13 protein-coding genes are annotated in these 25,591 nt (G+C 72.1%); 12 read left to right on the forward strand and 1 reads right to left on the reverse strand.

Translation table 11 applies throughout. The features are described 5' to 3' along the window. The first annotated feature begins 17 nt into the window (after positions 1 to 17). The 6 genes from ACQP2P_RS20130 to ACQP2P_RS20155 all read left to right on the forward strand — a co-directional run bounded on the left by ACQP2P_RS20130 (position 18) and on the right by ACQP2P_RS20155 (position 9,688). Positions 18 to 590, forward strand: coding sequence for a hypothetical protein (locus tag ACQP2P_RS20130; protein ID WP_433618131.1), 573 nt, complete (start codon positions 18 to 20; stop codon positions 588 to 590). 522 nt (positions 591 to 1,112) lie between these two features. Further along, positions 1,113 to 4,481, forward strand: a complete 3,369-nt coding sequence (locus ACQP2P_RS20135) for a ThuA domain-containing protein (RefSeq protein ID WP_433618132.1) — start codon at positions 1,113 to 1,115, stop codon at positions 4,479 to 4,481. A gap of 81 nt (positions 4,482 to 4,562) precedes the next feature. Then, positions 4,563 to 5,867 (forward strand): sugar phosphate isomerase/epimerase family protein, encoded by a 1,305-nt coding sequence (locus ACQP2P_RS20140; RefSeq protein WP_433618133.1) that lies wholly within the window; start codon positions 4,563 to 4,565, stop codon positions 5,865 to 5,867. 225 nt (positions 5,868 to 6,092) lie between these two features. Further along, positions 6,093 to 6,674, forward strand: a complete 582-nt coding sequence (locus ACQP2P_RS20145; RefSeq protein ID WP_433618135.1) for a dihydrofolate reductase family protein — start codon at positions 6,093 to 6,095, stop codon at positions 6,672 to 6,674. A 144-nt stretch (positions 6,675 to 6,818) separates the two neighbouring features. After that, positions 6,819 to 8,402: an FAD-dependent oxidoreductase gene (locus ACQP2P_RS20150; protein WP_433618137.1), complete on the forward strand. Its 1,584-nt coding sequence runs from the start codon at positions 6,819 to 6,821 to the stop codon at positions 8,400 to 8,402. Between the two features lie 50 nt (positions 8,403 to 8,452). Then, entirely contained in the window at positions 8,453 to 9,688 is a 1,236-nt protein-coding gene (locus ACQP2P_RS20155) for a cytochrome P450 (RefSeq protein ID WP_433618138.1), read from the forward strand. A gap of 273 nt (positions 9,689 to 9,961) precedes the next feature. Here ACQP2P_RS20155 and ACQP2P_RS20160 read toward each other — a convergent pair whose 3' ends face one another. Continuing rightward, positions 9,962 to 10,102, reverse strand: coding sequence for a hypothetical protein (locus ACQP2P_RS20160; RefSeq protein WP_433618139.1), 141 nt, complete (start codon positions 10,100 to 10,102; stop codon positions 9,962 to 9,964). Positions 10,103 to 10,397: 295 nt separating this feature from the next. Here ACQP2P_RS20160 and ACQP2P_RS20165 point away from each other — a divergent pair, with 295 nt between their 5' ends. From ACQP2P_RS20165 to ACQP2P_RS20190, 6 genes are all read left to right on the forward strand, one after another. Beyond that, complete coding sequence (locus ACQP2P_RS20165) at positions 10,398 to 10,706, forward strand: hypothetical protein (RefSeq protein ID WP_433618140.1); 309 nt, start codon at positions 10,398 to 10,400, stop codon at positions 10,704 to 10,706. Positions 10,707 to 10,777: 71 nt separating this feature from the next. After that, entirely contained in the window at positions 10,778 to 12,223 is a 1,446-nt protein-coding gene (locus ACQP2P_RS20170) for a lipase/acyltransferase domain-containing protein (protein WP_433618141.1), read from the forward strand. Positions 12,224 to 12,229: 6 nt separating this feature from the next. Beyond that, complete coding sequence (locus tag ACQP2P_RS20175) at positions 12,230 to 16,087, forward strand: AAA family ATPase (protein ID WP_433618142.1); 3,858 nt, start codon at positions 12,230 to 12,232, stop codon at positions 16,085 to 16,087. Continuing rightward, positions 16,084 to 19,641, forward strand: coding sequence for an AAA domain-containing protein (locus ACQP2P_RS20180; RefSeq protein ID WP_433618143.1), 3,558 nt, complete (start codon positions 16,084 to 16,086; stop codon positions 19,639 to 19,641). Before ACQP2P_RS20175 ends, ACQP2P_RS20180 begins: the two co-directional genes overlap by 4 nt. Then, positions 19,638 to 22,841, forward strand: a complete 3,204-nt coding sequence (locus tag ACQP2P_RS20185) for a hypothetical protein (protein ID WP_433618145.1) — start codon at positions 19,638 to 19,640, stop codon at positions 22,839 to 22,841. Before ACQP2P_RS20180 ends, ACQP2P_RS20185 begins: the two co-directional genes overlap by 4 nt. Further along, entirely contained in the window at positions 22,838 to 25,237 is a 2,400-nt protein-coding gene (locus tag ACQP2P_RS20190; protein WP_433618147.1) for an ATP-binding protein, read from the forward strand. The genes ACQP2P_RS20185 and ACQP2P_RS20190 overlap by 4 nt, the downstream gene beginning before the upstream one ends. Positions 25,238 to 25,591 lie beyond the last annotated feature (354 nt).

Consider the following 25,591-nt stretch of genomic DNA (forward strand, 5'->3'; position numbering starts at 1 on the left):
CCCCCAGGAAGTACACGATGAAATTCCGCCAGATCGTCGACGGCATCGCGACCACGCTCACCGCCGCCGGCTTCGAGGAGGTCCGGCCGCATCCCTCGTATGCGGCGGCGACCCACGTGGTGTTCGTGCGCGCGGAGGCGGACGAGCTGCTGTCGGTCGCGTTCGAGCCGATGCGCAACCCGCCCGGCCGCCACGACTTCACGGTCCGGCTGCGCGCCGCGACCGCGAACTGGATCCGCTTCGCGGCCCTGCAGCGCCCCGACGCCCCGGCCGAGGCGCACGCGAACCTGTGGGAGCACGCGGTCGGCGTCCTGCCCGGCTTCGAGGGCATCGGCCACGAGATCTGGGCCGTGGTGGAGGGCGACGATGTCGTACCGCTGCAGACGGCACTGTCCCGTGAGCTCGCCACGCGGGCGCTGCCCGGCATGCGCGCCGAGCTGCGTCACCTGCACGCCATCGAGGACGCCGTCCGGCGCGGCGACGACGCGACCGCCCAGCGGCTCGTGAACGCCCCGCGCAGCCGCAACCTCTGGCACGGCGCCGGGCCGGAGGTCCGCGCCTTCATCGCCTGGCTGCGGCAGGGCCGGTAAACGCCCGCTCAGGCATTGTCGCCGACCGGCGACCTGGCAATCTGCGTTATTCAATCCGCGACCCGGCGATTCGCAATTCGGCATTGCGTCAGTGGGACGAACGCGGGCATGGGCGCTTTCGCGCGACCTGATGAAACGGACAATACGCAGGCCGGGGCGCGGCGACCTCGCCATTCACCTCGGAACATGAGAACTTTTGACATTCTTAACAGAAGTTCGCGCTCATAATGAGGAACTTTTGTTGGTGGTCCTCTATCTTTCGATAAACCCGGCGGATAGGGTCGCGGCTATGCGTTGATCGAGTCAGCGCCCGCCGGTCCCACAGCATCCCGGCGAGCGCTGGGCGCAGCTCGGTCCGACGACACCCGCATGCGTCACGCCAGGACTCTGGCCGTGCGCCTTCCCTCCAGGCGTACACCACCCACACCCGAGCCGACCCCCCTGGTCGGACGTGCCCGCCTAGCCGCCACCCCCGGCTCGGCGCGACCCGGCACGCCCGGCCGCACGCACGGAGGAGGTTTCATGTTCAACGCACCAGGCCGGCGCCGCGCCGCGTTCGGCGGCCTGCTCGCCCTCAGCGCTGGACTGCTGACGGCGGCTCCGCCCGCGCCGGCGCTCGCCGCGCCCGTCGCGGACAGCAACGGCAGCCAATTCAAGGTGCTCGCCTTCACCAAGGCCGCCGGTGCGCCCAGCCCGGCGACCGCGGCCGGTGTCGAGGCGCTCAAGCAGCTGGGCAACCAGCTGCGGTTCACGGTCGTGAGCACCGACGACGCCGGCAAGTTCGACCGCGCACACCTGCGGCAGTACCGCGTGGTGGTGTTCCTCAACACCGAGGGCGACGTGCTCAACGCGGCCCAGCGCAGCGCGTTCGAGGAGTACTACCACGACGGCGGCGGCTTCGTCGGCGTGCACTCGGCGATCGAGACCCAGAAGGACTGGTCGTTCCTGACCGACGTCCTCGGCACCCGCGCGTCCGGCTCGTCCGCCGTCACGCAGGCCAGGATCAAGGTCGCCGACCGCGTCCACCCCGCCTCGAAAGACCTGCCGCTGTCGTGGAACCGCACCGACCAGTGGTACAACTTCACCTCCAACGTGCGCGGCTTCTCGCACGTGCTCGCGACCGTCGACGAGACCACCTACGCCGGCGGCTCGATGGGCAGCGACCACCCGATCACCTGGTGCAAGGACTACCAGGGCGGGCGCTCCTTCTACACCGGCCTGGGCGCCACCGCCGCCAGCTTCTCCACGGCGGACCTGCGGGCGCACCTCGGCGGCGCGATCCAGTGGGCCGCCGGCCGCACCGACGGCGACTGCGGCGCGACCGTGCTCGCCAACTACCAGATGGACACGATCGCGGCCCCGCCGAACATCGGCGAGCCGATCGGCTTCGACGTGATGCCCGACGGCCGGGTCCTGCAGACCGACCGCCGCGGCATCCTGCGGCTGCACGACCCCGCGGCCAACACCAGCCACGTGCTGGCCCAGATCCCGGTCTACACGGCCAGCGAGGACGGCCTGTACGGGCCGGCCATCGACAACGACTTCGCCACCAACCACTGGGTGTACCTGTACTACTCGCCGCAGACCCAGGACGCGCCGTTCCCGGCGACGACGCCCACCGCGAACTCCCCGACGACCGGCGCCGACCCGAGCGTGTGGGATCCGTGGAAGGGCTACTTCCAGCTGTCGCGGTTCAAGTTCGTCGACGGGCCCAGCCCGAAGATCGACCTCGGCACCGAGCAGAAGATCCTGAAGGTGCCGGTCGACCGGGGCGCCTGCTGCCACGTCGCCGGTGACATCACCTTCGACTCGAACAACAACCTGTGGATGGTGACCGGCGACGACACCCCGGCGGGTGGCGGCAACTCCGGCGGCTTCGCCCCGTTCAACGACCAGATGACGGCGAGCGGGCAGTACAACGCGCCCTACGTCGACGCCCGGCGCTCGGCGCTGAACACCAACGACCTGCGCGGCAAGATCCTGCGCATCAAGGTCCAGGACGACGGCTCGTACACGATCCCGTCGGGCAACCTGTTCACCGGCAAGGAAGAGGGCGGCGGCAAGACCCGGCCCGAGATCTACGCGATGGGCTTCCGCAACCCGTTCCGCATCACCGTGGACAACGCCGGCGTCGCCTACGTCACCGACTACTCGCCGGACTCCTCGACGCCGCAGGTGTTCCGCGGGCCGGCCGGCACCGGCCGGATGGAGATCGTGCGCCGCCCGGCCAACTACGGCTGGCCGCTGTGCTACTCGCCGAACCTGCCGTACTACCGGTGGAACTTCAACACCTCGACGCCGCTGGACGAACCCGCGCAGGCGTTCGAGTGCAACAACCCGGACCACGGGCCGGCCAACACCTCCCGCTGGAACACGGGCCTGACCTACGCGCCGCCGGTCGCGCAGCCTGACATGTGGTACTCCTTCCAGGACAACAACGCGGCCAACCCGCTCGGCACGCCCTGCGCGGCCTACTACATGCAGAACCCGCCCGGCAAGTGCCCGCAGCTCTTCCCCGAGCTCGGCACCGGGGGCGTCGGGCCGCACGGCGCGGCCAAGTACGACTACGACCCGAAGAACCCCAACCCGACGAAGTTCCCGGCCTACTACGACCAGTCCATCTTCTTCGGCGAGTTCACCCGCGACTATCTGCGGGAGATCCGGCTGGACGGCAGCGGCCAGGTCTTCAAGATCAATGACCTGCTCAGCTGCGGCGGCGGACCCCAGACGCCGGCCCGCCCGTTCCTGTGCGACAACCCCATGGACATGAAGTGGGGCAAGGACGGCAGCTTCTACCTGCTGAGCTACGGCGACGGCTTCTTCACGGCCAACCCCGACGCGCTGCTGGTGAAGTTCAGCTACGTGAAGGGCACCCGGCCGCCGGTGGCGAAGCTCGCCGCGACCCCGACCGACGGCGTCGCCCCGCTGACCGTCGCGTTCTCCAGCGCCGGCTCCAACGACCCGGACCCGGCTGACTCCATCAAGTTCGCCTGGGACTTCGACGGCAACGGCACGGTCGACTCGACCGATCCGAACCCGGCGTTCACGTACACCACGAACGGCGTCTACACCGCCCGGCTCACGGTCACCGACTCCAGCGGCAAGGCGACGTCGGCGAACACGACCATCACCGTCGGCAACACCTCACCGACGGTGCGGGTCAACGTGCCGGTCGAGGGCGGGATGTTCGCCTTCGGCGACACGATCCCGTTCAACGTGACGGTCAGCGACCCGCAGGACGGGCCGATCGACTGCTCCCGCGTCCAGGTGACGTTCGTGCTCGGCCACGACAGCCACGGCCACGCCGAATCCACCGCGACCGGATGCTCCGGAACGCTGCCCACCCTCGAGGAGGACGCCTCCCACGGCGGCAACGTCTTCGGCGTCGTCAGCGCCTCCTACACCGACAAGGGCGGACCCGGCGGCGTGCCGGCGCTGACGACGGTCGCGCAGACGATCGTCCGGCAGAAGAAGCAGGAGGTCGAGTTCGCCGTCGACCAGTCGGGCACGACCACCGCGGCGACCGCCGACACCGGCGGCGGCCTGCAGCGCAACGGCATCGGCAGCGGCGACTGGATCGCGCTGAACGGCACGATCAACCTGCAGAACATCAACTCGATGACGCTGCGCACGTCCGGTGGCAGCGGCGCGGCGGGCACCGGGTCCGTCGAGGTCCGCATGGACGCGGTCGACGGGCCGGTGCTGACCACGGTCACGGTCGCGCCCACCGCGAACGCGACCACCTACGCCAGCCAGACCTTCCCGATCACCGATCCGGGCGGCGCACACCGGCTCTACCTGGTGTTCCGGCCGGTCGCGGGCGGGCCGACGAACAACTTCTTCAACCTCAACTGGGTCGAGTTCGGCGGCCAGGGCGTGAGCACGCCCTAGCACCACACCGGGGCGGGGTCCGTCACCCCCGCCGGGCTCCGCCCCGGTCTGAACCCCACGCACATCAACAGAGGAGCAACCGTGTCCAAACACCTCAGCCGCCGCCGGTTCATCGCCGGCGCGGGTCTCACGGCGGCCGCCGCGTTCACTCCGCTCGGTCCGGCCTCCGTCTTCTCGCCGACGTCGGCGAGCGCCGCCAACGGCCGCCTCATCCCGGACGGCAAGCTCGGCACGATCACCTACACCCAGCGCGACGTGCCGACCCGCATCGGCATCGCCGCGAGCCGCGCGCTCGGCGTGTCCCCGACGATGGGCTACCTGGGCGGCCCGAACTTCCCGAACGACCCGAGCGACCTCGGCCCGCTGGTGCCGCTGCCGGGCGGCTGGCTGGAGTTGTTCGAGTTCCTGGCCAAGTGCGGCTTCAAGCAGATCGAGTTCGCCGGCTACGGCCAGCACGCCGCCAACCCGGGCGGGGCCGCGCCCAACCCGGCGCCGAACAACGTGACCACCGCGGAGTCGCGCGCGGCCTACCTGGCCTACGCCCGCACCCTGCGCGGCTTCCTGGACGCGTTCGGCCTGCAGGCCATCGGCAACCACGGATACGTGCCGAACACCTGGAACGGCCCGGGCAGCGCCGGTGGCAAGATGGCCACCGCGGACTACGACCGGCTGCAGACCGAGCTGGAGTTCGCGTCGATCCTCGGCATGCCGTTCATGGGCACGGGCAGCGACCCGACGAGCGCGAACAACCGCAACATCGAGCCGTGGACCCTCGCGGGCGAGAAGTGGCAGGCGATCAACGAGATCGCCGTCGGGCAGTGGGGCATCCACATGTACACCCACAACCACTCGCCGGCGTACAACTTCCTGCAGGACGGCCCGATGGTCACCGTCACGCAGGACCGCACCACCGGTGCGCCGATCGCGCCGACCCAGGTCCGCGGCGAGTCCGGCAAGCGGCTCATGCAGCACTACCTCGACATCACCGACCCCAGCCTCGTCGTCGTCGAGATGGACGTCTACTGGGCGCACGTGGCGCAGCACCAGCACCGCTGGCGCTACGACTGGAACGGCAACCGCGTCGAGGACATCTTCGACCCGACCGCCCAGGTCGCCAAGCAGACCAAGCGCTACGCGCTGTTCCACGCCAAGGACGGCGACGCCACCGGCCAGCCCGACGGCGTGGGCGACGGCTACAGCTGGATCCCGTTCGGTGACCCCCGCAGCGACATCAACTACAAGGGCTTCTACCGCGGCATCGGGGCCAAGGGCTACCACAACTCCAACTACGAGCAGGACAACGCCCCCGGCGGCAACGCCGACCCGGGCCAGTCCCTGCGCTTTTCCAAGATCAGCGCCGCGGGCATGGCCGGCCTGCGCGGCTGATCGAAGCCGCGAGAACAGCGCCAGTGACGCGACGGTCCGGGGACGGCGCCCCGGACCGTCGCCCCGTGCCGAGACCCGCGCGGTACACGAACGCGGGCGGCAGGTTGCGCCACACCACCCGGCCGGACGACCACGTCCACCGGCCGCGGCACCAGGGCGCTCCTCGTCCTTGACAGCCTCCATATAGTAGTTGCGGATTGCAATCACTACGGGGAAGAGGGGCTGATGGGCCGCTTCGTGTACTGGATGAACGTGTCCCTCGACCTGCGGATCGAACAGGTGCCGGGGGACAACGGCGCGGGCGAGTGGCTTCGCATCACCGAGGCGCTGCACCGCGACTTCAACGCCCGGGCGCGAGGGCTCGCGGCGATGGTCCAGGGGCGGGTCATCTACGAGACGATGGAGGAGTACTGGCCGCGGGCCCGCGAGGACGCGTCGCTGCCGGACTTCCTGCGTGAGTACGGCGAGATCTGGACCGAGGCGCCCAAGGTGCTCGTCTCCCGCACCCGCCGCAGCGCCGGGCACAACACCCGGATCATCGGCGGCGACGACGCGATCGAGCGGCTGGCCGCCCTGCGCGCCGGGACCGGCGGCGCCATCGGCGTGGGCGGCGCGACGCTCGCCACCCAGCTGCTGCGGGCCGGGCTGCTCGACGAGCTGGTGCTCTACACCCACCCCTCGATCCTCGGCTTCGGCCGCCCGCTCTTCGACGACTACGACCTGCCCATCGACCTCGACCTGCTGGAGCAGCGCTCGTTCGAGCAGGGCGTCACGATGCACCGCTACGCGATCCGCAACGAGCCCTGAGGCCATCATCGACCAGATCAACGCCGCTGTTGCGGCCGAGGTCGGCGTCGCGGATCACCACGCCGCGCAGCTCTCGTGGTCGTCGCCCGATTTCGCCTGGGTGGGATGAGGTGGTGGTACAGGGTGTGAACCTAGCGTTCAAGCATGAGGCTGGTGGTCGATCTGACCCGGTGCCAGGGGTATGGGCAGTGTGCGTTCGCTGCACCGGAGCTGTTCCGGATGCCCGGCGATGAAGCGCTGGTGTACGAGCCGAATCCGGGCGATGAGCAGCGGGAGAAGGTGCTGCGGGTGGCGGCGGCCTGTCCCGTGCGAGCCATTGTGCTCGACTATCGGGCGGGTGAGACCGTGACCCGCGCGCGGGCGGCGGAGCGTGCCGCGGGCGTCGAGCGGATCGTCATCGTCGGTGCCTCGCTGGCCGGGCTGCGGGCCGCGGACATGCTGCGCCGTGAGGGTTTCACCGGATCCCTGACACTGATCGGCGACGAGCCGTACCGGCCCTACGACCGGATCGCACTGTCCAAACACGTGTTGACCGGATGGGTGCCGCCCGACCACACGGCGTTGCCACGCAGCGAGACGCTGGATGCGCACTGGCGGCTGGGGCAGCCGGCGGTCGGGCTCGATCGCCGCGACAAGCGGGTGTTGCTCGCGAACGGGGAAGCGGTAGGTTTCGACCGGTTGTTGATCGCCACCGGAGTGCGGGCGCGGCCGTGGCCCAACGCCGATGAGGCGGCGCTCGACGGCGTCCACACGGTGCGGAGCCGGGACGACGCCGCCGGGCTGCGGCAGCGGCTGGCCGCCGCGCCGGGGCACGTGCTGGTGATCGGGGCCGGGTTCATCGGCAGCGAGGTCGCCTCCGACTGCCGGGAGCTTGGACTGCCGGTCACGGTGGTCGACCGGGGGCCGGCCCCGTTGGCCGGCGCTTTGGGCGCTGTGGTGGGCCGGGTCGCGGGACAGTCGCAGCGCGACGCCGGCGTAGATCTGCGCTGCGGGGTGGCGGTGGACGCGCTGGAAGGCGACGCGGACGGCCGGCTTCGCCGAGCGCGGCTGTCGGACGGCACCACGGTGGACGTCCAGGTCGCCGTGGCGGCGCTGGGTGCGCGGCGTAACGTCGAGTGGCTCAAGGGTTCGGGGTTGGCGGCCGGGCATTGGGGTGTGGCGTGCGACGCCGGGTGTCGCGCGTTCGACGCCAACGGTCTGGTCACCGACGACGTCTTCGTGGCCGGCGATGTGGCCCGCTTCCCGCACCCGGTCTACGACTACCAGCTGATGGCCATGGAGCACTGGGGCAACCCCGTCGACCAGGCCGAGATCGCCGCGCAAAACATGATCAGCACCGAGCCCGACCGGTGGCCGCACCTGGCCCTGCCCGTGTTCTGGTCCACGCAGTTCGGCACCGAGATCAAATCCATCGGGGTGCCCACGTTCGCCGATGAGCTGATCATCACCCAGGGGTCGACGGCCGAGCGCCGGTTCGTGGCCGTCTACGGCCGCCGCGGGCGCATCACCGCCGCGGTCACCTTCGACCACGGGATGTGGCTGCAGTTCTACGGCCGCCTGATCGAGCAGGCCGCCCCGTTTCCGCCGCGATGGCGCACCGTCGACCAGCCCGAAGCCCGGCAGCCGGTACCGGCCGAGGTGCGGCCCGAGCCGTCCGCCCATGCCACGGTGGTGCTCACCGGCCACCAACCGAGCGAACGCCGTGCTGTGCTCGTGCACAGCGGCTGAACCCGCCGCCGTCACCCTGCCGCCGTCGATCAGTCGCGGAAGGACGCGCCATGGCAACGGCCAGTGTCTTCGAGCAGATCCTCGACCCCGCCAACCGGGCCGATCCCTACTCGCTCTACCGGCAGTTGCGCACGAACCCGGTCGTGCGCGAGGCCGACGGCACCTACGTCGTCAGCCGGTACCGCGACATCGTCGCCCTGCTGCACGACCCCCGGACCAGCTCCCGGGACGTTGTCACGCTCGGCGGCTTCATCGGCACGGACCCGCCGGAACACGACCGCATGCGGCGGCTCGTCAACCGTCACTACGGCCCGCCCGAGACGCCCGGACGGATCGATGGCATGGCCCCGCAGCTGGTGGACATCGTCACCGCGCTGATCGACCGCTTCGCCGGCCGGACCGAGGTCGATCTGGTCGACGACTTCGCCTACCCGCTGCCGGTGACGGCGATCTGGCGGCTGCTCGGCGTGCCGCTGAAGGACGAACCCCGCTTCCACCGTTGGGCCGACGCCATCGTCGAAGGCATCGGCCCGCAACCCCAAGAAGCCGAACAGGCCCGCCACCACGCCGATGAGGCCTTCGCCGAGATGGGCCGCTACTTCGCAACCTTGGTCGACGCGCACCGGCAGAAGACGGGCGACGATCTGCTCTCGGCGATGGCGGCAGACGAGCACATCCTGGAGGCGATGTCCAAGGCCGGGTTGCTCACCAACGCCTCCCTGCTGCTCGTCGCCGGACATGAGACCACCGTCAACCTCATCACCAACGGCATGCTGACCCTGCTCCGGCACCCTGGCACACTCGAGCGCATCCGCCACGAGCCCCACTACGTCATCCCCACGGTCGAGGAACTCCTCCGCTACGAACCTCCGGTGCACATGCTGGTCCGCAAGGCACTCGACGACATCGGCATCGCGTCCACGACCATCCCGGCCGGCGCCACGATGCACCTCGTCCTCGCCGCCGGCAGCCGCGATCCCGACCACGTCCGCGATCCCGACCGATTCGCCCCCGAGCGGCACGACCTGCAAAGCACGGACCTCCACCGCGAAGACAGCCAGCACCTAGGCTTCGGCGGCGGCGTCCACCACTGCTTCGGCGCACCGCTGGCCCGGCTGGAAACCCAGATTGCCCTGCGCGAACTGGCTCGGCGGCTGGAAAACGCCCGCCTGCTCGCCGACCCGCCACCGTACCGGCCCAACCCCGTACTCCGCGGCCCACGACACCTACCCATCAGCTTCGACCGCGTCCACCCCCACACCACGGTCGCTGCTGGATCTCCTTGAAGCATCAACGGCAGGACCTCGGCACAACCATGCCGCACCCCGTGGTGTGTCCGGCCTTCACCGCCGACGTCCTGCTTCACGAACGGGCCCGGAGCCGATCCGATCCGGCCGGTCACGCCGACGTGGCAGACATCCCACCCGCGCAGCGGCCGAAGAAATCACACACGACATCGACGCCCAGCAGGAGGGTTATCCAGCCGGCGCCGCCGCAGTGGTCAGTCCGGCGGACCGAGCGGCGTGCCGGCGACTGCCGCGTCTGCGGGCCGACGGCTGTCACGTGGTTCCCCGGTCGCGTCTGGCCTGTAGCGCCGGTGCGGTGAGCGCCCGGATCGCGGCGGCGACCGGGATCGCCATCAGCGCGCCGAGGAGGCCGATGAGGGTGGCACCGATGAGCGTGGCGAGCAGCACATGCACGGCTGGCATCCGTACCGAGTTGCGGTACACCCTGGGGCGAGGACGTAGTTCTCCAGCTGCTGGTACGCCACGAAGAACAGCAGGAGGACGATCGTGTTGCGTGCGGGGCCGGCGGTGGGGAGGCCGGCGATGATGCACGCGGCGGCGCCGAGGGTGGCGCCGATCACGCGTATCAGACCTGGCCGAGGAGCACGAGCACCACGGCGACTTCTGAGTACTGCCGGAGCCGGCCCGCACCCACGCGAACACCATCGGCCTGTTCTGCGACGACCTGGGCAAGCTCGTCGCGCACGGCATGATCGAGCAGAGCCTGGTCATCGGCGCCCGCGGGACGAACATCGTGCGGCCGCGGGACGCCCTGGCACTGTACGTCTACGCCGAGCGCCGAAACCACGGACTGCACTTCTGGATCTACTTCGAGGATCGCGCGGCGCGGACAGCCGCCAGGCATCCCGAGACCGTGTACGCCGCGCTGGGCCTGCGTTCGCGGCCGCCACGCCCGCAGCCGGACGACGGCCGTGCGCGGACGGCCCCGGACGGTGGCGCCGACCCGTGCCGGAACCGGCGGCCTGAACGGTCGTCGAAGCCAGCCATTCGGACATGATTGGCTCGGAAAAGGACACAGCAGAGCGCGACGGCGGGATGCGGAGGGTCCGGGGCCCTAGCCTTGCCGACATGGCCGGCGTCGACCCCCTCGCAGCCGCAGTACACGACGGTGACCGCACGCACGACGCAGTCGTGGTCATCCCTGGGATCATGGGCAGCGTTCTCGTCGACGCCGCCACCCGCAAACCGCTGTGGAGCGCGGGCGTTGCCGTCGCGATCGCGGCCCGCCACAGCGCCGCGGAGGCGCTCGCCGCGCTGCGTGTGCGCGACGGCGACCCGGGCGGTGTCGAGCCGGCCGGGCTGCTCAAGGGCCCGGCTTGGGCCCCGGTCATCGGTGGCATCGAGCCCTACACGGCGTTGACTAGGGCGTTGGGCCGAGTCGTGGCCGATCCGGCGGCCGTGCTCGAGTTCGCGTACGACTGGCGGCTGAGCGTGGAGCATAACGCCGGCCTGCTCGAGCGCGCTATGCACGAGCACCTCGAGCGGTGGTGGACGCATCCGGCGTACCAGCAGGCCCGGCGGTTGTACGCCGACGGCGACGAGGGCCGGCTGGTCCTGGTCGCGCACTCGATGGGGGGCCTGGTCGTCGCGGCGCTGGCCGCCCGCGGGTCGATGGACGAGGTCCGCCGCGTGATCACTCTCGGCACGCCGTTCCACGGGTCGGTGAAGACGCTGCAGATCCTCGCGCATGGCGAGGGCACGCCGCTGCCCTTCCCCCGGCAGGCACTGCGCGAGCTCGCCGCGACCATGCCGGGTCTGCACGACCTCCTGCCGACCTACCGTTGCATCCGCACCGACGACGACGTGGTGGCGCTTCGCCCGGCCGACGTCGCCGGGATCGGCGGTGATGCGGACCTCGCCCGCCGGGCGTTGGAGCGTGGCGCGCGGCTGCCCGCCGTACACCTGCCGGAACACGCCTGCATCGCCGGCATCGGGCAGCCGACCACCGTGAGCGCCGAGCTGCGCGACGGGCGCGTCATTCCCTCGCCGAGCGGCTACCGCCGTCACGCCGACGGCGAACTCGTCCGCGACGCGATCGGCCGGCCCCTGGAGTTCACGTTCCACGGTGACGGCACCGTGTACCGCTATGCCGCGGGCCGGGCGGACACGCCGGAGATCCCGGTCGTTCAGCAGCACGGGGCGCTTCCTTACGCTCCCGGGGCGCTCGATCTCGTGCTCGGCCGCGTCACCGGCTCGCCCGATCCTGGCGCGGTGCTCGGCGAGGAGGATGTGCTCGGTGTCGAGCTGCCTGACGTGGCCACCGTCGGCGCGCCGTTCACAGTGCGGATCATCGGCAAGAACGACCCGGCCCGGGTCGTGGTGAGCGTCCGCCCGGCCGGCGGCGGACCACCCGTCGTCGCCGACCGCAGGCCGCGGCCCGACGCCGCGGGCGACGCGCTGAGCGCCGATGTCGCAGTGGCGCGGCCGGGACTCTACCGGGTGACGGTGACCGGCGGCTCGGACTCGGTCACCGGCCTGGTGCTCGTGGGAGCGGCCGACGCGGGCAGTCGGTGAAGCGCCGTGACAGCCGGGGCGTTCGACGTCGTGCCGATGGTCGCGTCGCAGTACGTCGACCCGGCCTGGGACGACCTCGACGGGGCGGAGGCCGAGGCGCAGGCGATCGGCGAGCTCTTCGCGCGGTTCGGCGGCGTCGTGGTGGCCTGGGACGCCAAGGCGCCGGAGCGCGATCTCGGCGCGGTCGACGCACGCCTCAGGCGGTGGGCGAAACCGGGCGAGCCGCGCAGCTCCGCCCTGTTCTGGCTCGGCCACGGCGCGTCCAACGAGAAGGAGGCGCACCTCATCGTCCGCGGCGCCGCGGGCGATGATGAGGATGCCCGGTTGGGACCGGTGGCGTTCGCCGACCACGTGGCCGACGAGCATTCCCGCCGGGCCGGCAGCGGCCACTGGGCGATCGTCGTCGTCGAGGCGTGCGGCGGCGCCCGGTTCGCCCAGCAGGTTTACGCCGACCTGCTGGAGCGCCGCGCCGCCGAGGGCGTCATGGTCGTCGGGTCCGGCCGGGATCTCGGCGAGGGCCACCTCGGCGCCTTCAGCGCCGCGCTGGGCGCGGTCTGCGCCGAGTACAACGACAATGACACGGAGATCTCCCTCGACGACCTCGGCACGCGGATCAAGATCCGGCTGCGAGACCGCGGCTCGGTGAACGTCGGCGGCACCACCGACATCGCCCGGCTGCGCCCGCCCCGCCGCATCGAGCCCGTATCGGCGCCGGTCGACGTGTACACCGAGTTGCGTGACGTCATCGACAGGCTCGGGCCCCACGAGCAGGCCCACTTCGCGCGCAAGGGCATGGCCGCCGACCTGGGCGAGTTCGGCTGGTTCTTCGTCGGCCGCGACGCCGACCGCGCCGCGATCCTGCGGTGGCTCACCGACCACGAGCACGGGTTACTCGCGGTGACCGGCGCCGCCGGCGTCGGCAAGTCGGCGCTGCTGGGCAACGTGCTGCTGCATGCCCGACCCGAGATCGTCCGAGCGCTCGCCGCGACCGGGCTCACCGACGACGGGTGGGCGGAGGCGGACCGCCTGCCGGCCGTCGACGTGTCGCTGCACCTGACCGGGGCCACGGTTCAGGACGTGGCCGCCGGACTGGCCCAGGTGATCGGCGTCGAGCTGGGCCCCGGTTCGGTGTCGCCCAGCGAGTGCGGTGCCGCCCTGCTGCGCGCCTTCCGCGAGCGCACGGCCGATCCGCTCGTACTGCTTGCCGACAGCCTCGACGAGGCGGCCGACCCGACGCCGTTGGCCGCGTTGTTCGCGGACCTGTCGGGCCTGCCGGGGGTGCGGATCATCGTCGGCACCCGGCCCGCCGGCACGGCCCGTCCCGGCGGGGAACGCCACCTGCTGGACGAGTTGGGTGACGGGACGCTGAATCACGTGGATGCTCATTGGGTGCAACGGGAGCCTGAGGCATTGCACCGATACGTCCAGCGCCGGCTGCTGCGCGACGAGGCACTGCGGCGCCGCCTTGGCGCCGATCTGGATGACGGCGTTCGGCACGCCGCCGAGCGGATCGCCAGCGGCGACTCCGCAGATGGCATCGAGCGCGGTTTCCTCTACGCCAGGCTCGCCGTCCGCGAGATCCTCGCCGAGCCGGCCCTGCTGCTGCCGGGGCGGCGTGCCCGCCTTGACGGCCTGCTCGCGCTGGGGCACCGCGCCATGTTCGCCCGTGCGGTGGAGCGGATGTCGGCGGAACACCCTGCCGCGGCGGCATTTCTGGAGGCGCTCGCCTACGGGCTGGGTCGCGGCATTCCCCGCGCGGACCAGCTCTGGAGGGCGTGCGCCCAGGCCCTCGCCGAGCCGGAGTCCGAGCTGAGCAACGACGACCTCGACGCGGTGCTCGAACTTGCCGGACCGTACATCATGCTCGACGCCGACGACGGCCAGAGCGTCTACCGCCTGGCCCATCGCACCTTCCACGAGCACTACCTCGCCCGGCCCGAGGCGCCGCGGCGGCAGCGGCTCGTGCTCGCCGCCCTGGTGGCCGCGGCGCAGCAGCCGAGCATCAACCCGTACCTGCAGCGGTACCTCTCCGGGCACGCACTGGCCACCGTGCCCGACGGCTGGGCGGCCCTCGGCGCGCACCCCGCCGTCCTGGATCGCCTGGACATCCGCGCCGTCACCGCCGACGTCCTGCGCCATCGCGGCGGCCTCAGGACGCTGCCCGACCAGGTGCAGGGCACCTTCATGTCCGCGCACCTCGCGGCCCTGGGCACGCCCGCCGACCGGCCCGGCCTGCGCCAGCTGGGCACCGCACGAGTGCACGGCCGGGCCGCGACCGCCGACCCGGGGCGGTCGTCGGCCGCCTGGGAGATCCGTGCAGCCGACCTGCGCCACCATCCGCTGCACCTGACCCTGACGGGGCACCGCGCGGCCGTCACCGCGCTGGCCGCGTGGCGCACCGGCGCCGACGACATCGTCCTGGCCAGCGCCGGTCGCGACGGACGGGTGTGGACCTGGGATCCCACGTCCGGCTCGGCCGTGCGCCCGGTCCTCAAAGCCGATCCGGAGGCGGTGGTCGCGCTGGTGGCCTGGCCGGACGCCGAGCGCGACGTGCGCCTCGCCCTGGCCGGGGTGCGGACCCCGGTGCGGGCGGTCGAGCCGCTGACCGGCCGGACCGCGGCCGGCTGGATGGAGGAGTCCGGCGCGCCGGCGACCGCCCTCGCGGTTTTCACGACCGTCGACGGGCAGGCCGCGCTCGCCGTCGGTGGGTTCGACGGTGTCGTGCGGGTGCTGAAGACGGCCGATGGGCGGCTCCTCGGCCGGCCGATGCCCGGCCACCGTGGTGCGGTCAACGCCATCACCGCGTTCGCCGATGCCGAGGCCGGCGTGCTGCTGGCGACGGCCGGCACCGACCGCACCGTGCGCATCTGGAACCCGGCGACGGGGCGTCTGGTCCGGTTGCTGCCCGCCGCCGAGGCGCCGCTGCGGGTGATCGCCCTCGCCGGTCGCCACCTGGTCGCCGGCGCCGACGACGGGACCATCATCTGGTGGGACACGACGGACTGGTCCGCACGGCCCGTCGCCGCCCACGCCGGCGGGGTGCTGGCCCTCGCGGCGCTGCCGCACGCGGATGGCCCGCTGGTGGCCAGCGGCGGTGCCGACCGCACCGTGCGGCTGTGGCGGCCCGGCGCCGACGCCCCGGCCGGTGCGCCGCTGACCGGCCACGCCGGGGCCGTCACCTGCCTCGCCGTCCTGCCCGGCCGCCGCGGCGAGACACGGCTGGCCGGCGGAGCCGACGACGGCACGATCCGCGTGTGGGAGCCTGACCCGCGGGCCGACGGCCCGGCGCCAGAGCCGGCCGTCGCCGAAGTGGCGGCCCAACCCGCCGACGGTGGCCGTGACGACCGGGTCTGGGCGCTGATCGACGCGGCGGGCCGGGAGGTCCGGGTCGTCGCCACGGTCGACGGCGCCGTCAGCGTCACCCCTCCCGGCGTGTCGAGTCCCGTTCCGCTCGCCGTCACGCCAGGGGCCGGGCCGTTGCGCCGCGCCATCGCGCTTGTCGGGGCGGACCGGCGCAGCCTCGTGGCCACCGCGTTCGACGACGGCACGATCCGGGTCTGGAACGCCGCCACCGGCCTGCCCCGCGGCAAGCCGCTCGTCGGCCACGACGACTGGGTGAACGCGCTCGCCGTGGTGCTCCGGCCGGCCGGGCCACCGCTGCTGGTCTCCGGCGGCGACGACGGCAGCGTACGCCTCTGGGACCCCGAGGACGGCGCGCTGCTGCACACCATCCCGCTCGGCCTGCGTGTGGTCACGCTCGCGGCCGAGGGCGCCGACCTGCTCGTCGGCACCGACGAGGGCACGCTGCGGCTGGGCCTGCACCTCGACCACCTGACCGGCCGAACAGTGGGAGCGCCGACATGACAACTGATCCGCAGGCGCTCATCGACCGGCTTTTCTGCCGGCCGCAGGCCCCGTACGGCCGGTTCGTCTCCGTCGAGCCGGCCCGGTACGTCGTGGACGAGCTCATCGTGCAGGGGCGCCTGCGCCAGCACGAGGAGGAGTACGAGGTCACCGTCTTTCTCAACATCGACGGATTCGCCGGTGAGCTGTGGGAGCGGTCGGCCAAGACCATGCTGCGGCTCAAGCCGCTCGGGCACTCCGGGTTGCCGGCGATCACCGACGCCCGCTTCGTGCGCGGCGAGCGGCTGGCCTTCACTCGCACCGAGACCAAAGGCCGCCCGATCGACCTCGCCGAGGCCGTGCGCTGGGCGGCGGCCAATCCGCTGGCCGCGTTCGAGCAGTTCACCGTGCTGCTCGACGCGCTACGCCAGCTCCACGGGGCGCGGATCATGCACCGGCGCCTGACCCCTGACGCGATCCGCTTCGATCTGCGGGGCGACGACCGCGAGGTTGAGCTGTCGCTGGCCCGGTTCGAGATGAGCACGCTCATCGGCAACATCATCCGGCGGGTCGTCAGCGGCGATGTCAACGAGGTGCGGACCCAGGTGCGGCGCCTCTACACCAACCCCGCGCCGCCGGTCGGGCGGGAGCTGACCGAGACCGACCGGGTCCGGCACTTCGCCTACCTGGCGCCGGAGATGCACACGTACATCTTCGACGACCGCCAGCACAGCCGGCGGGACTGGGAGAGCACCGACATCTTCGGCCTCGGCGTCTTCGGCTGGGAGCTCTTCTGCGGCGGCATCCCGCAGGTGCTGCCGGACGAGCTCGCCGCGGTCGCCGGCAGCGACGGCGTCGGGCGGATCCAGGCCCTCGCGGTGCTGCACCGGGCGATGCACACCCACCTGACCGAACGCGCGGCCCTGCCCGCCCGGCTCAAGGCGTTGCTGCGCAACATGCTCAGCAGCCGCCCCGGTGACCGGAAGACGTCCTTCGAGCTGTCACGCCGGGTCGAGGGCGACTGGGACGCCATCCGCGGCGACTGGGAGGAGATGCCCGACAAGCCGTTCCTGGTGGCCTTCATGCCGGACGAATCGGCGGACTACGTCTACAACCACCGACGATGGATCTCCCGCAGCCCGACCGACGCGGCGGGCCGGGAGGAGCTCAAGGCGTTCTTCGAGCAGGAGCTGGCCCAGGCCGCGCTGGTGCACTCCCGGTTCGGCGCGCGCGGCTATGCCACCGGGCCGGATGAGGTGCTGGCGCAGGCCGAGTGGATCCTCATCGGGGTGCGGGCCGTGTGGTTCTGCGCCTACCTGCGCGAGTACGGCATCAGCGGTCAGGAGGAGCACGTCCACGAGGACGTACTGCTGATCAAGTATCTGCGGGAGCACGAGTACGCCCAGGAGCTCTTCACCGCCCAGCCGCGCCGCCGGGTCCCGTCGGTGGACATCGTGGCTTTCCGGCCCGGGCAGAATATCGACTTCCATCGCAAGGGGCGCCCGTCGTGGCGCCGGCTGACCGAGTCGGTCCGGCGGCTGCAGCGGCGCAACGTGCTCGACGAGGAGTTCCTGCAGTCGGTCGACTTCCTGCTGGACTACCAGCGGGTCGTGCTCGACGCCCGCACGTATCCGTTCCGCACCGCCGACGGGATGCTGCTCACCTACGACGAGCGCCGCGACGACGCCTGGCGGCACCGCAACCCATTGCTGGTCGCCTACGCCGCCGACCCGGCGCGGCGCCCGGCGTTCGGCGACTTCGTGCAGCGCCTCGACAGCGAGTCGGAACTCGTCCTGCTCGACGTCGACAGCCGCACCGACACCCCGGGTTTCGTGGGCACGCCGCGGGTGGCCCGGTTCATGACGCGCCGCGACGCCAACACCATCGAGGTGATGGCGCTGGACAACAAGCCCCTGCCACCGGCCGGCTGGCTTCGCCCCCACGAGGACAGCGGGTCCCGGCCGCAGCTGTCTCGGCAGATCCGCGCGCGCCAGTCGCTGCAGAACCTCTCCGGGCTGGTGACTACGCTGCGCGCGCCGAGCTCGTTCGATCTGGGCCGCAACCGCTGGAGCGTGGAACGCACCAAGCAACTCCTCGGCAACGCTGCCGAGATCGTCGAGGCCATGCTGTCGTACGAGCCTTTCTACGCCCTGCAGGGCCCGCCCGGCAGCGGCAAGACCAACACGATCGCGCAGGCACTGCTGCGCTTCGTCAAGGCCGAAGGGGGCGCCCGGGTGCTGGTCAGCGCCCAGTCCAACCACGCGCTGGACAACCTGGCCGAGAAGCTCGTCGCGACGCTGCCCACCGACGTACTCGTCCTGCGTGAGGCCGCCGAGGGCAAGGAGAAGGACACTGTCGGCAAGAGCATCCAGCCCTACACCATCGACAACCTGACCAGCCGGCTCGCGCGCGACATCGAGGACGAGCTGGCGGGCCGGGAGGAGCCTCCGCCGGGCGCCGACGAGAAGACTGTCGAGGGCGCCAAGCTCGCCAAGGAGTGGCGCGATGCGGTGACCTCCAGCCAGGTGGAGCTCACCGAACGGATCCGGACCGGAACCAATGTCGTGCTGGCCACCTGCTCCATCGCCGCCACCCTCGCCGACGGCGCCGACTCGCTCACCGACGCCTTCGACTGGGTCATCGTCGAGGAGGCGGCCAAGGCCTGGCCGACGGAGATCGTCATTCCGCTGGTGCTGGGCTCCCGCTGGACGCTGGTCGGCGACCACCGGCAGATCGGCGCGTTCCGCCGCGAGGATGTGCGCACCTTCCTGCAAAGCCTGGCGTTGCACCCCGACGAGAAGGTGAAGCAGCACTATCGCCAGATGGCCGGTCGGCTGGAGGCGTTGGACCTGTTCGCCACCATCTTCCGCACCGCGGGCTCGCTGGACGGGCTCGGCCACCTCAACCGGCAGTTCCGGATGCACCCGACCATCGCCGAGCCGGTGAGCCGGGCCTTCTACCCGCTCGACCCGCCCGAGTTCGACAACGGGCTGCCCCGCAGCTTCCTGGAGACCGACGAGTCCGCCCGCCAGGAGCACGGCGTCGTCGTGCCGCATTATCTGGCCGGCCGGCCTCTCGTCTGGCTCGACACCCGTGGCTACCCCAACTGCGTCGACCAGCCGACCTGGTCCAACGACGGCGAGGTCGAGCTCATCGACAAGATGGTCGACCAGATGTCGCCCGCGGCGGCCCCGCCCGGCCACGAGGGCGACACCCGCGACAGCCTCGTCGTGCTCACGCCGTACCGGGCACAGGTCAAGAAGCTCGAACGGCGCGACGTACTGCGCAACCGGGTGCACACCGTGCACTCGTTCCAGGGCCGGCAGGCTCAGCGGGTCGTCGTGTCGCTGGTCCGTACCCGGCGCGTGTCCGACGACCCGGCCCACAACGTCGGGCATGTTGGACAGGACGAGGTGGCCAACGTACTACTATCCCGGGCTCGGCGGCTGCTCGTGCTGGTCGGCGACTTCGAGCACTTCGCCGAGAACGCGGGCCCTACCTGGCGGCTGCTGACTCGCGTCATCGAGCGCTTCGGGCACATCGAGCGAACCCGCGAATGGCTGGAGCGCTCATGAGCATCCCGGTGGAGCTGGCCATCCCGGCGCGGCAGATCACGGTCCAGGTCACCCTCGGCCGCGCTGGTGAGGCCACCACGCTCGAGGACCTCGTCGCGCGAGCCCTACTGCTGGGCTACAAGACGGTGCGCGAGCAGAGCCGGCTCTTCGCCGTACCGCAGCGAATCATCGTCGACGTCATCGGCACCCTGTGGGGCAAGGGCTACGTCACCGTCGACTTCGACAGCAGCACCGTGGAGCTGTCCGATACGGCCCGCGATCTGCTGGCCAAGCACAAGCGGCTGATCGGCGCCGAGCAGCGGGTCGAGACGCGCAAGTTCATCTTCGAGCCCATCACCGGCCTCATCCTGCCCGACCGGCTCGCCGATGTGCGGCCCAGCGAGCGCAGCGTGCAGCTCCCGCTGCGCCACGGCGTCACCGTCGCGGACCTGCCGCCCGCGGAGCTGGTGCGGGCGGTGCAGGCGGCGATCCGCAGCGACACGCGGCTCGGCAGCCGCACCACGGTGCTCGGCGTCAACTTCGGCAACCCGATGATGCGCCCCGTGTCGGCGGTGCGCTGGCTGCACCTGACCGCGACCACGAAGCGCGACACCCGCAGCGACCGATTCGTGATCGACGTTCAGCTGGCCAAGTGGGGCACCGGCGCGGCGTGGCAGCGGCTCAGCGACTACGTCGTCGACCTCGCCGACCGCGAGCCGGACCATCCGGCGGTGCGTCGCCTGCACAGCCAGGCCGAGCTCACCGTGGAGGCGCCCGAACGCGTCGACCGGTTGCTGCACCGCATGGCCGAGACGATCAATGACCTGCCCGATGTCGAGCTCGCCCAGGTCGCCGAACGTCAGCGCACGCTGCAGCGGCTGGCCCGGCGGGTGGAGGAGCAGCTCGCCGCGGCCAAGGGGGCCCGTGCCGCGATCACCGTGATCAACCGCGCCGAAGCCTACGAATGGGCGGTGCCGGACCTGATCCAGCAGGCCCGGCGGCAGATCGTCATCGCCACTCCCACCATCGACTACAGCCGGCTCGCCGTCGTGCTTCCAGCGCTGCGCGAGGCCCTCGGCCGCGGCGTGTGGCTGGTGGTGCTGTGGGGCAGTGGCGACACCGATTCGCTCCCCGATCGGGTTCGTGCCGCCCTGGACGAGCTGCAGTTGCTCCATGGCAAGCGAGTGCTCGTCGCACGGCGCAGCGCCCGCACCGAGGCCTGCCTCATCGTCCAGGACGACCAGCGGGCGCTGGTCGGCTCCCACGGCCCGTTGTCGGCCATCCCGCCGGTCGAGCGGGAGGCCAGCGTGCTCATCGAGCCCGGCTCCGCCGGACCCAACCCGCCCAGCGCCGTCATCGACCTGCTGCTCTGGGCCCGCAGCGCGTTCCCGCACTACCAGGTCGGCCGTTTGATCAAGGCCGACGCACAGGACTTCGAGCACGACGACATCGCCGACACCGGCGGTCCCGCGGTCCTGGACGTGCCACTGCCGAGCTTCGACCGGGACGACGTCGACGCGGCCGTGGTCAAGATCTTGCAGAGTTCGTGGGCGGAGCATCACACCGCGCTCGTCCAGGCCTACCAGACGCAGGCGGGGCCCGATGCCGTCGTCGAGATCGTGCGGGACGGGCAGCATCGCACGCAGCTGTGGTACGGGTTGCGCGCCGCCCGTCGCCGGCTCGTGGTCACCGATGACCGCATCGACACCCACGCCTTGGAGGGCGACATCGCCACAGCGCTGCGCGATCGCATGGCGGCCGGCGCCGTCGTCCTGGTCGCCCACCCGCAGATCCGCTCCGCGCCAACCCGCCCGGCGCCGGGCCGGACCGCCCCGCCCAAGAAGATCCCGGTGCTGCTGGAGCGGCAGTGCGGCCGGCTCGTCATCGCCGACGCCGAGGTCCTCGTCGGCAGCTTCTCGCCGCTGAGCGACGCCCAGGCATCGGCCCGTCGCGGCCAGCGCAGCCAGGTCGGCGTGCACATCCGCAGCGAAGAGGTCGCGCAGGAGATCGCCGCGGCCGTCGGTGCGGCGCACGCCGCGGCGGCCCCGGCTCCCGCGGCGATGACGCCGGCCGTTGCGGCGCAGCCCGGCCAGGTCGACCAGGTGGCCCTGCCGATACTCCTCGAGGCCCGGCTGGCCGGCTCGCGGGAGTTGTTCGGCCGACGGGTCGCCGAGCGGCTGCGGGGTGTCGCCGATCCGTGGCACGGCGTCGAGGTATGGCTGGATGCCGACGTGCCCCGGCACGAGATCCGCGCCGCGGTCTCCGCTCTGCTGGGCGTGCCGGCGGTGGCGGAGATGGGCCAGGCGCGCGGCTGGGCCCGGTGGCTTGTCACCGACGCCTGGCAGCGGCGCAGCTTCGTCGAGGCCGCGCTGCTGGCCCGTCTGCTGCAGGACCGGCTCGGCGCCCTTGCCTCGGCGGCGACCCTGGCCGCGGCTATCGAAGCCGGGCCGCTCGGCGCGGCCGCCGGCGCGGCCGCTCTCGTCGTCGACGACCACCCCGGCCCGGCGCAGCTGGCCGCTGCGGCCGGCGCGCTCGCCGAGCGGATGCTGTGGGGCGGCGCGGAGGGCAAGGGCGCGCTGGAGGTGCTCGCGCCGAACCTGCCGGCCGCGTGGCGGGAGCTGGCTGAGGTGGCGGTGCACACCGAAGGCATACCGCCGCTGGACGCGCTCGCCGCCGAGCAGCTGCGGGCGACGAACATCGTGGACCTGCAGGCCCGGCGTCTGCGGCTGGTCGCCGACATCGACAAGATCGAGCGGCTGCGGGGCCGGTTCGATTTCGAGACCGGCGTGGCGCTGCACGACGCGCTGTTCGCGCCCGAGGGTCTGCTGACGCGCATCCGGGACGCGGCCCGGCTGGAGCGGCCGGAGCGCGACGCCGTGTCGCCCGGCCTCCCGCTGGACGTGCGCAAGTATCTCAACGACCTGATTCTGCGGGCCGGTGTACCCGCGATGCAGTGGCACCGGCAGAACAGCTTCGTGCGGCGACTGGAGGAGCTCGTGCGCTCCGCCCGGGTCGTCGCTGACGCGCCGGTCGTGGAGCTCGAGGACGCGGAGGGCGTCCAGGCCATGCATGGCTTCCGGTCATTCGCCGATCGGCTCGCCGACGGCTGGGACCGGCTGTTCTCCGAGGCGAGCGCCGCGCCGGACGGCTACGACCAGCCGCCGCTGGCGATGCTGGACCGGCTGGCGCCGCTGCGCTGGTGGGCGCGGGGGCGGCGATGAGCGACATCGACATCGACCTGACATCCCAGTTCGTGCGCGCCTGGCCGGGCCGGTTCCGCTTCGCCCGGCTGGTGCGGCTGCTCGTCGAGTCCGACGACCCACCGGCCGAGGCGGTCACCGCCGCGGTGCTCGAAGGGGTGCTCGCCGCCGCGACAGAGCCCGACGTGCTCACCTCGCTCGTCGCGGACGGCTGGTTCGCCGTCGCCGAGCGGATGATCGAACAGTGCGAGGCGCTCACCGCCGACCAGCTCGACCGTGGGTACGACGCGCTGGAGCTGGCACGCTCGCAGCGGCTTGCCGAGCTCGCCGTGCGGCTCAGCCGGTTCGCCGCCCAGGCGGAGGCGGCCGGCGCCACGCACCGCGTCGACACCGCCGCGCTGGAGCAGCTCAGCTGCGAGTCGTGGCCCGAAGCCGACCGCCGGCTGCGGGAGGCCGAGAACGAGCTGGCGACGTGGATCGAGGCGGAGGCCGAGGGAATCCGAGCCCGGCTGCGCGACGCGCCCAACAGCGGCGGCACGGCCGCAGCGATGGTGCGGGAGCTGGCCGGCTCGAGCCAGTTGCGGGCGGCCAGGCACATCCTCGACCACGGCGAGCCGGACGATCCGGGACCGGAGGCCGTGCCGCAGCTGCCCGACTGGCCCTTCGCCGACGAGAGCCCGCGGCAGGTGTTGCGGTGGCACAGGAACCCCGGCGAGTCGCGGCCCCCGGACCTCGACCTCTGGCTGCCCGCGGACGAGTCCGGTGTGCGGCTGCTCGACGAGGCCGACCGGCTCACCGGCGGCGGCGCCACAGAGGCTCAGGCGTTCGCCGCCGCGCTGGACGGATTCCTGGGCGGTCCGGCCGACCCCGCCGACGTGCACCCCGTCGTCGGCGGGCACCTCACGACGCTGCGCAACGTCTTCGGCGAGGGCCTGCCGTCAGCGTTCCGGGCCACCGCCACCCGCAACGTGCCGCTGTTCGTCGCCGCGCCCGGCACCCGATCCGTCCCCGAGCTCCCGGGCGTCGGTCCGTTCATCATCGCCATCGGCCCGGACCTGGAACCCAACCCGGCCGGTCGATCCCCGGTGGCCGTGCTCGTCCTGCTCGACCTGCTGCGCCTCGTTCCGCTTACGACCGGCCGTCGTGTCGCGCTGCTGCGGCTGCTGGGCCGCCGCTGGCCGCTGGCCGCCCTCGGCGCCGGCTCCCCGTCGGCGCTCGCCGCGTTGCTGGGCTCCGATGCGGATGTCGCCTGGCGCACCCTGCGGTGGCTCACCGACCTCGCCGGTTTCGGCGATGTACGGACGGCTGAGTACCTGGCCTTTCAGACGGCGCTCGAGCCGCGGGTGCTGCACGCGCTGCTCGACCTGCTGGCCCGCTCCACCGCGAAGCGCAATACCGATCGGCTCAATCTGGTGCGCGACTGGAACACCAACGACCAGCAGAGCGCCGCCGTGGAGGCCGCCGTCCTGTACGCGGTGCGTGACTCCCCGGCCGCCGTTGCCGCCTTCTGGGCGGCGCTGGCCACCGCCCAGCCCGGCGAGGATGTGACACTGGATGCGATGGTGCTCACGGTGGCACTGCGCCACGAGGGCGCCGAATGGGAGGACGAGCTCCGAGAGGGCATCGCGAAACTGGCGCCGCTACGGCTGGTCGCGCGGATCGGCGATGACCGGGTACAGCTGCGCCACTGCGGCGTTTTGGTCGGTCTGGTAGGCGTCGCAGACCGGCGATTGGCCACGGCCCTGGACAGCCTGCGGGAGCGTTCAGGGACTGGCGGGGCGGCCGGCGGCGAGGACAACGGGCTGCCGGACTGGGACGCTTTCCGGTTCGCCCTGGCCGAGTCGTGGCCGGACTTCCAGCGGCTGCGCCACGCCGATCCGCTGGACGTAGCCGCGCTCGCCGCGGCCCGCAGCGGCCTGGCCATGCCCGACAAGGCCCTCTTGGACGCGGCAACGCGCGGGACGGGCCGGGCTGACATCCCGGGCGTGATTGCCGAGCTGCGCGGCGCGTTCGCCGCCGCGTTCCCCCGTGCGGAGCTCTTCGTCGAGGTGCCCGGCGAGGTGTGGGCGGACGTGCCGGAGGGCTGCGCCTACGTTGCGTTGCACGCCGTGCTCACCAATGCCGTCGAGGCGGCGTCGGCGGCCGGGCGGGTACTGCTGACCGTGACCGCCGACGTCGACGACGTCCTGATCGACGTGTTCGACAACGGCCCGGGCGTGCCGAGCGAGGTGGGCAACGGCCACCGCATCTTCCGCCCCCAGGTCTCCACACGCGGCGAGGGCCGCGGCGCGGGTCTCCACATCGCGCGCGGCGTGGCTCAGCGCGTCGGTGGCGAGCTGGACCTGATGGCCGCCCGCTCCGGCCACCCGGCCTTCGACGGCGCACACTTCCGCCTCGTCCTGCCCCGGGCGACCTGACCGTCCAACGGGCGGCCCGGAGCCGGCTCGGCCCAGCCGGCCGGGCGCCGCTCCGGGCAGTCTGTTTCTGGACATCCCGGCCCGGGAACCGGCCCCGGCGCTGGGGCGTGACCACTGCATGACTCCATCCATGATGGTCGACGACGCGTGAGTGGGCCGATTTCGGTGCCTTCTACACCGCCGGGTACCGGTGGGTGGTAGGCAGCTGCACGCGACGGGTGGCGATCTGACCGAGGCCGAGGCCGCCGTTCAGGAGGCCTACTGCCGGTCGCGGAGTTGGCGGCCGTTGTGGGCGCGCCGGCGAGCCGGGTGGTGATCCTTTCGGTGGGCGCGATTCGGCAGCGGGCTCGGCGT

Origin of the sequence: Dactylosporangium sp. CA-139114 (genome assembly GCF_050955725.1) — a bacterium.
In the GTDB taxonomy this organism is placed as follows: Bacteria; Actinomycetota; Actinomycetes; order Mycobacteriales; family Micromonosporaceae; genus Dactylosporangium.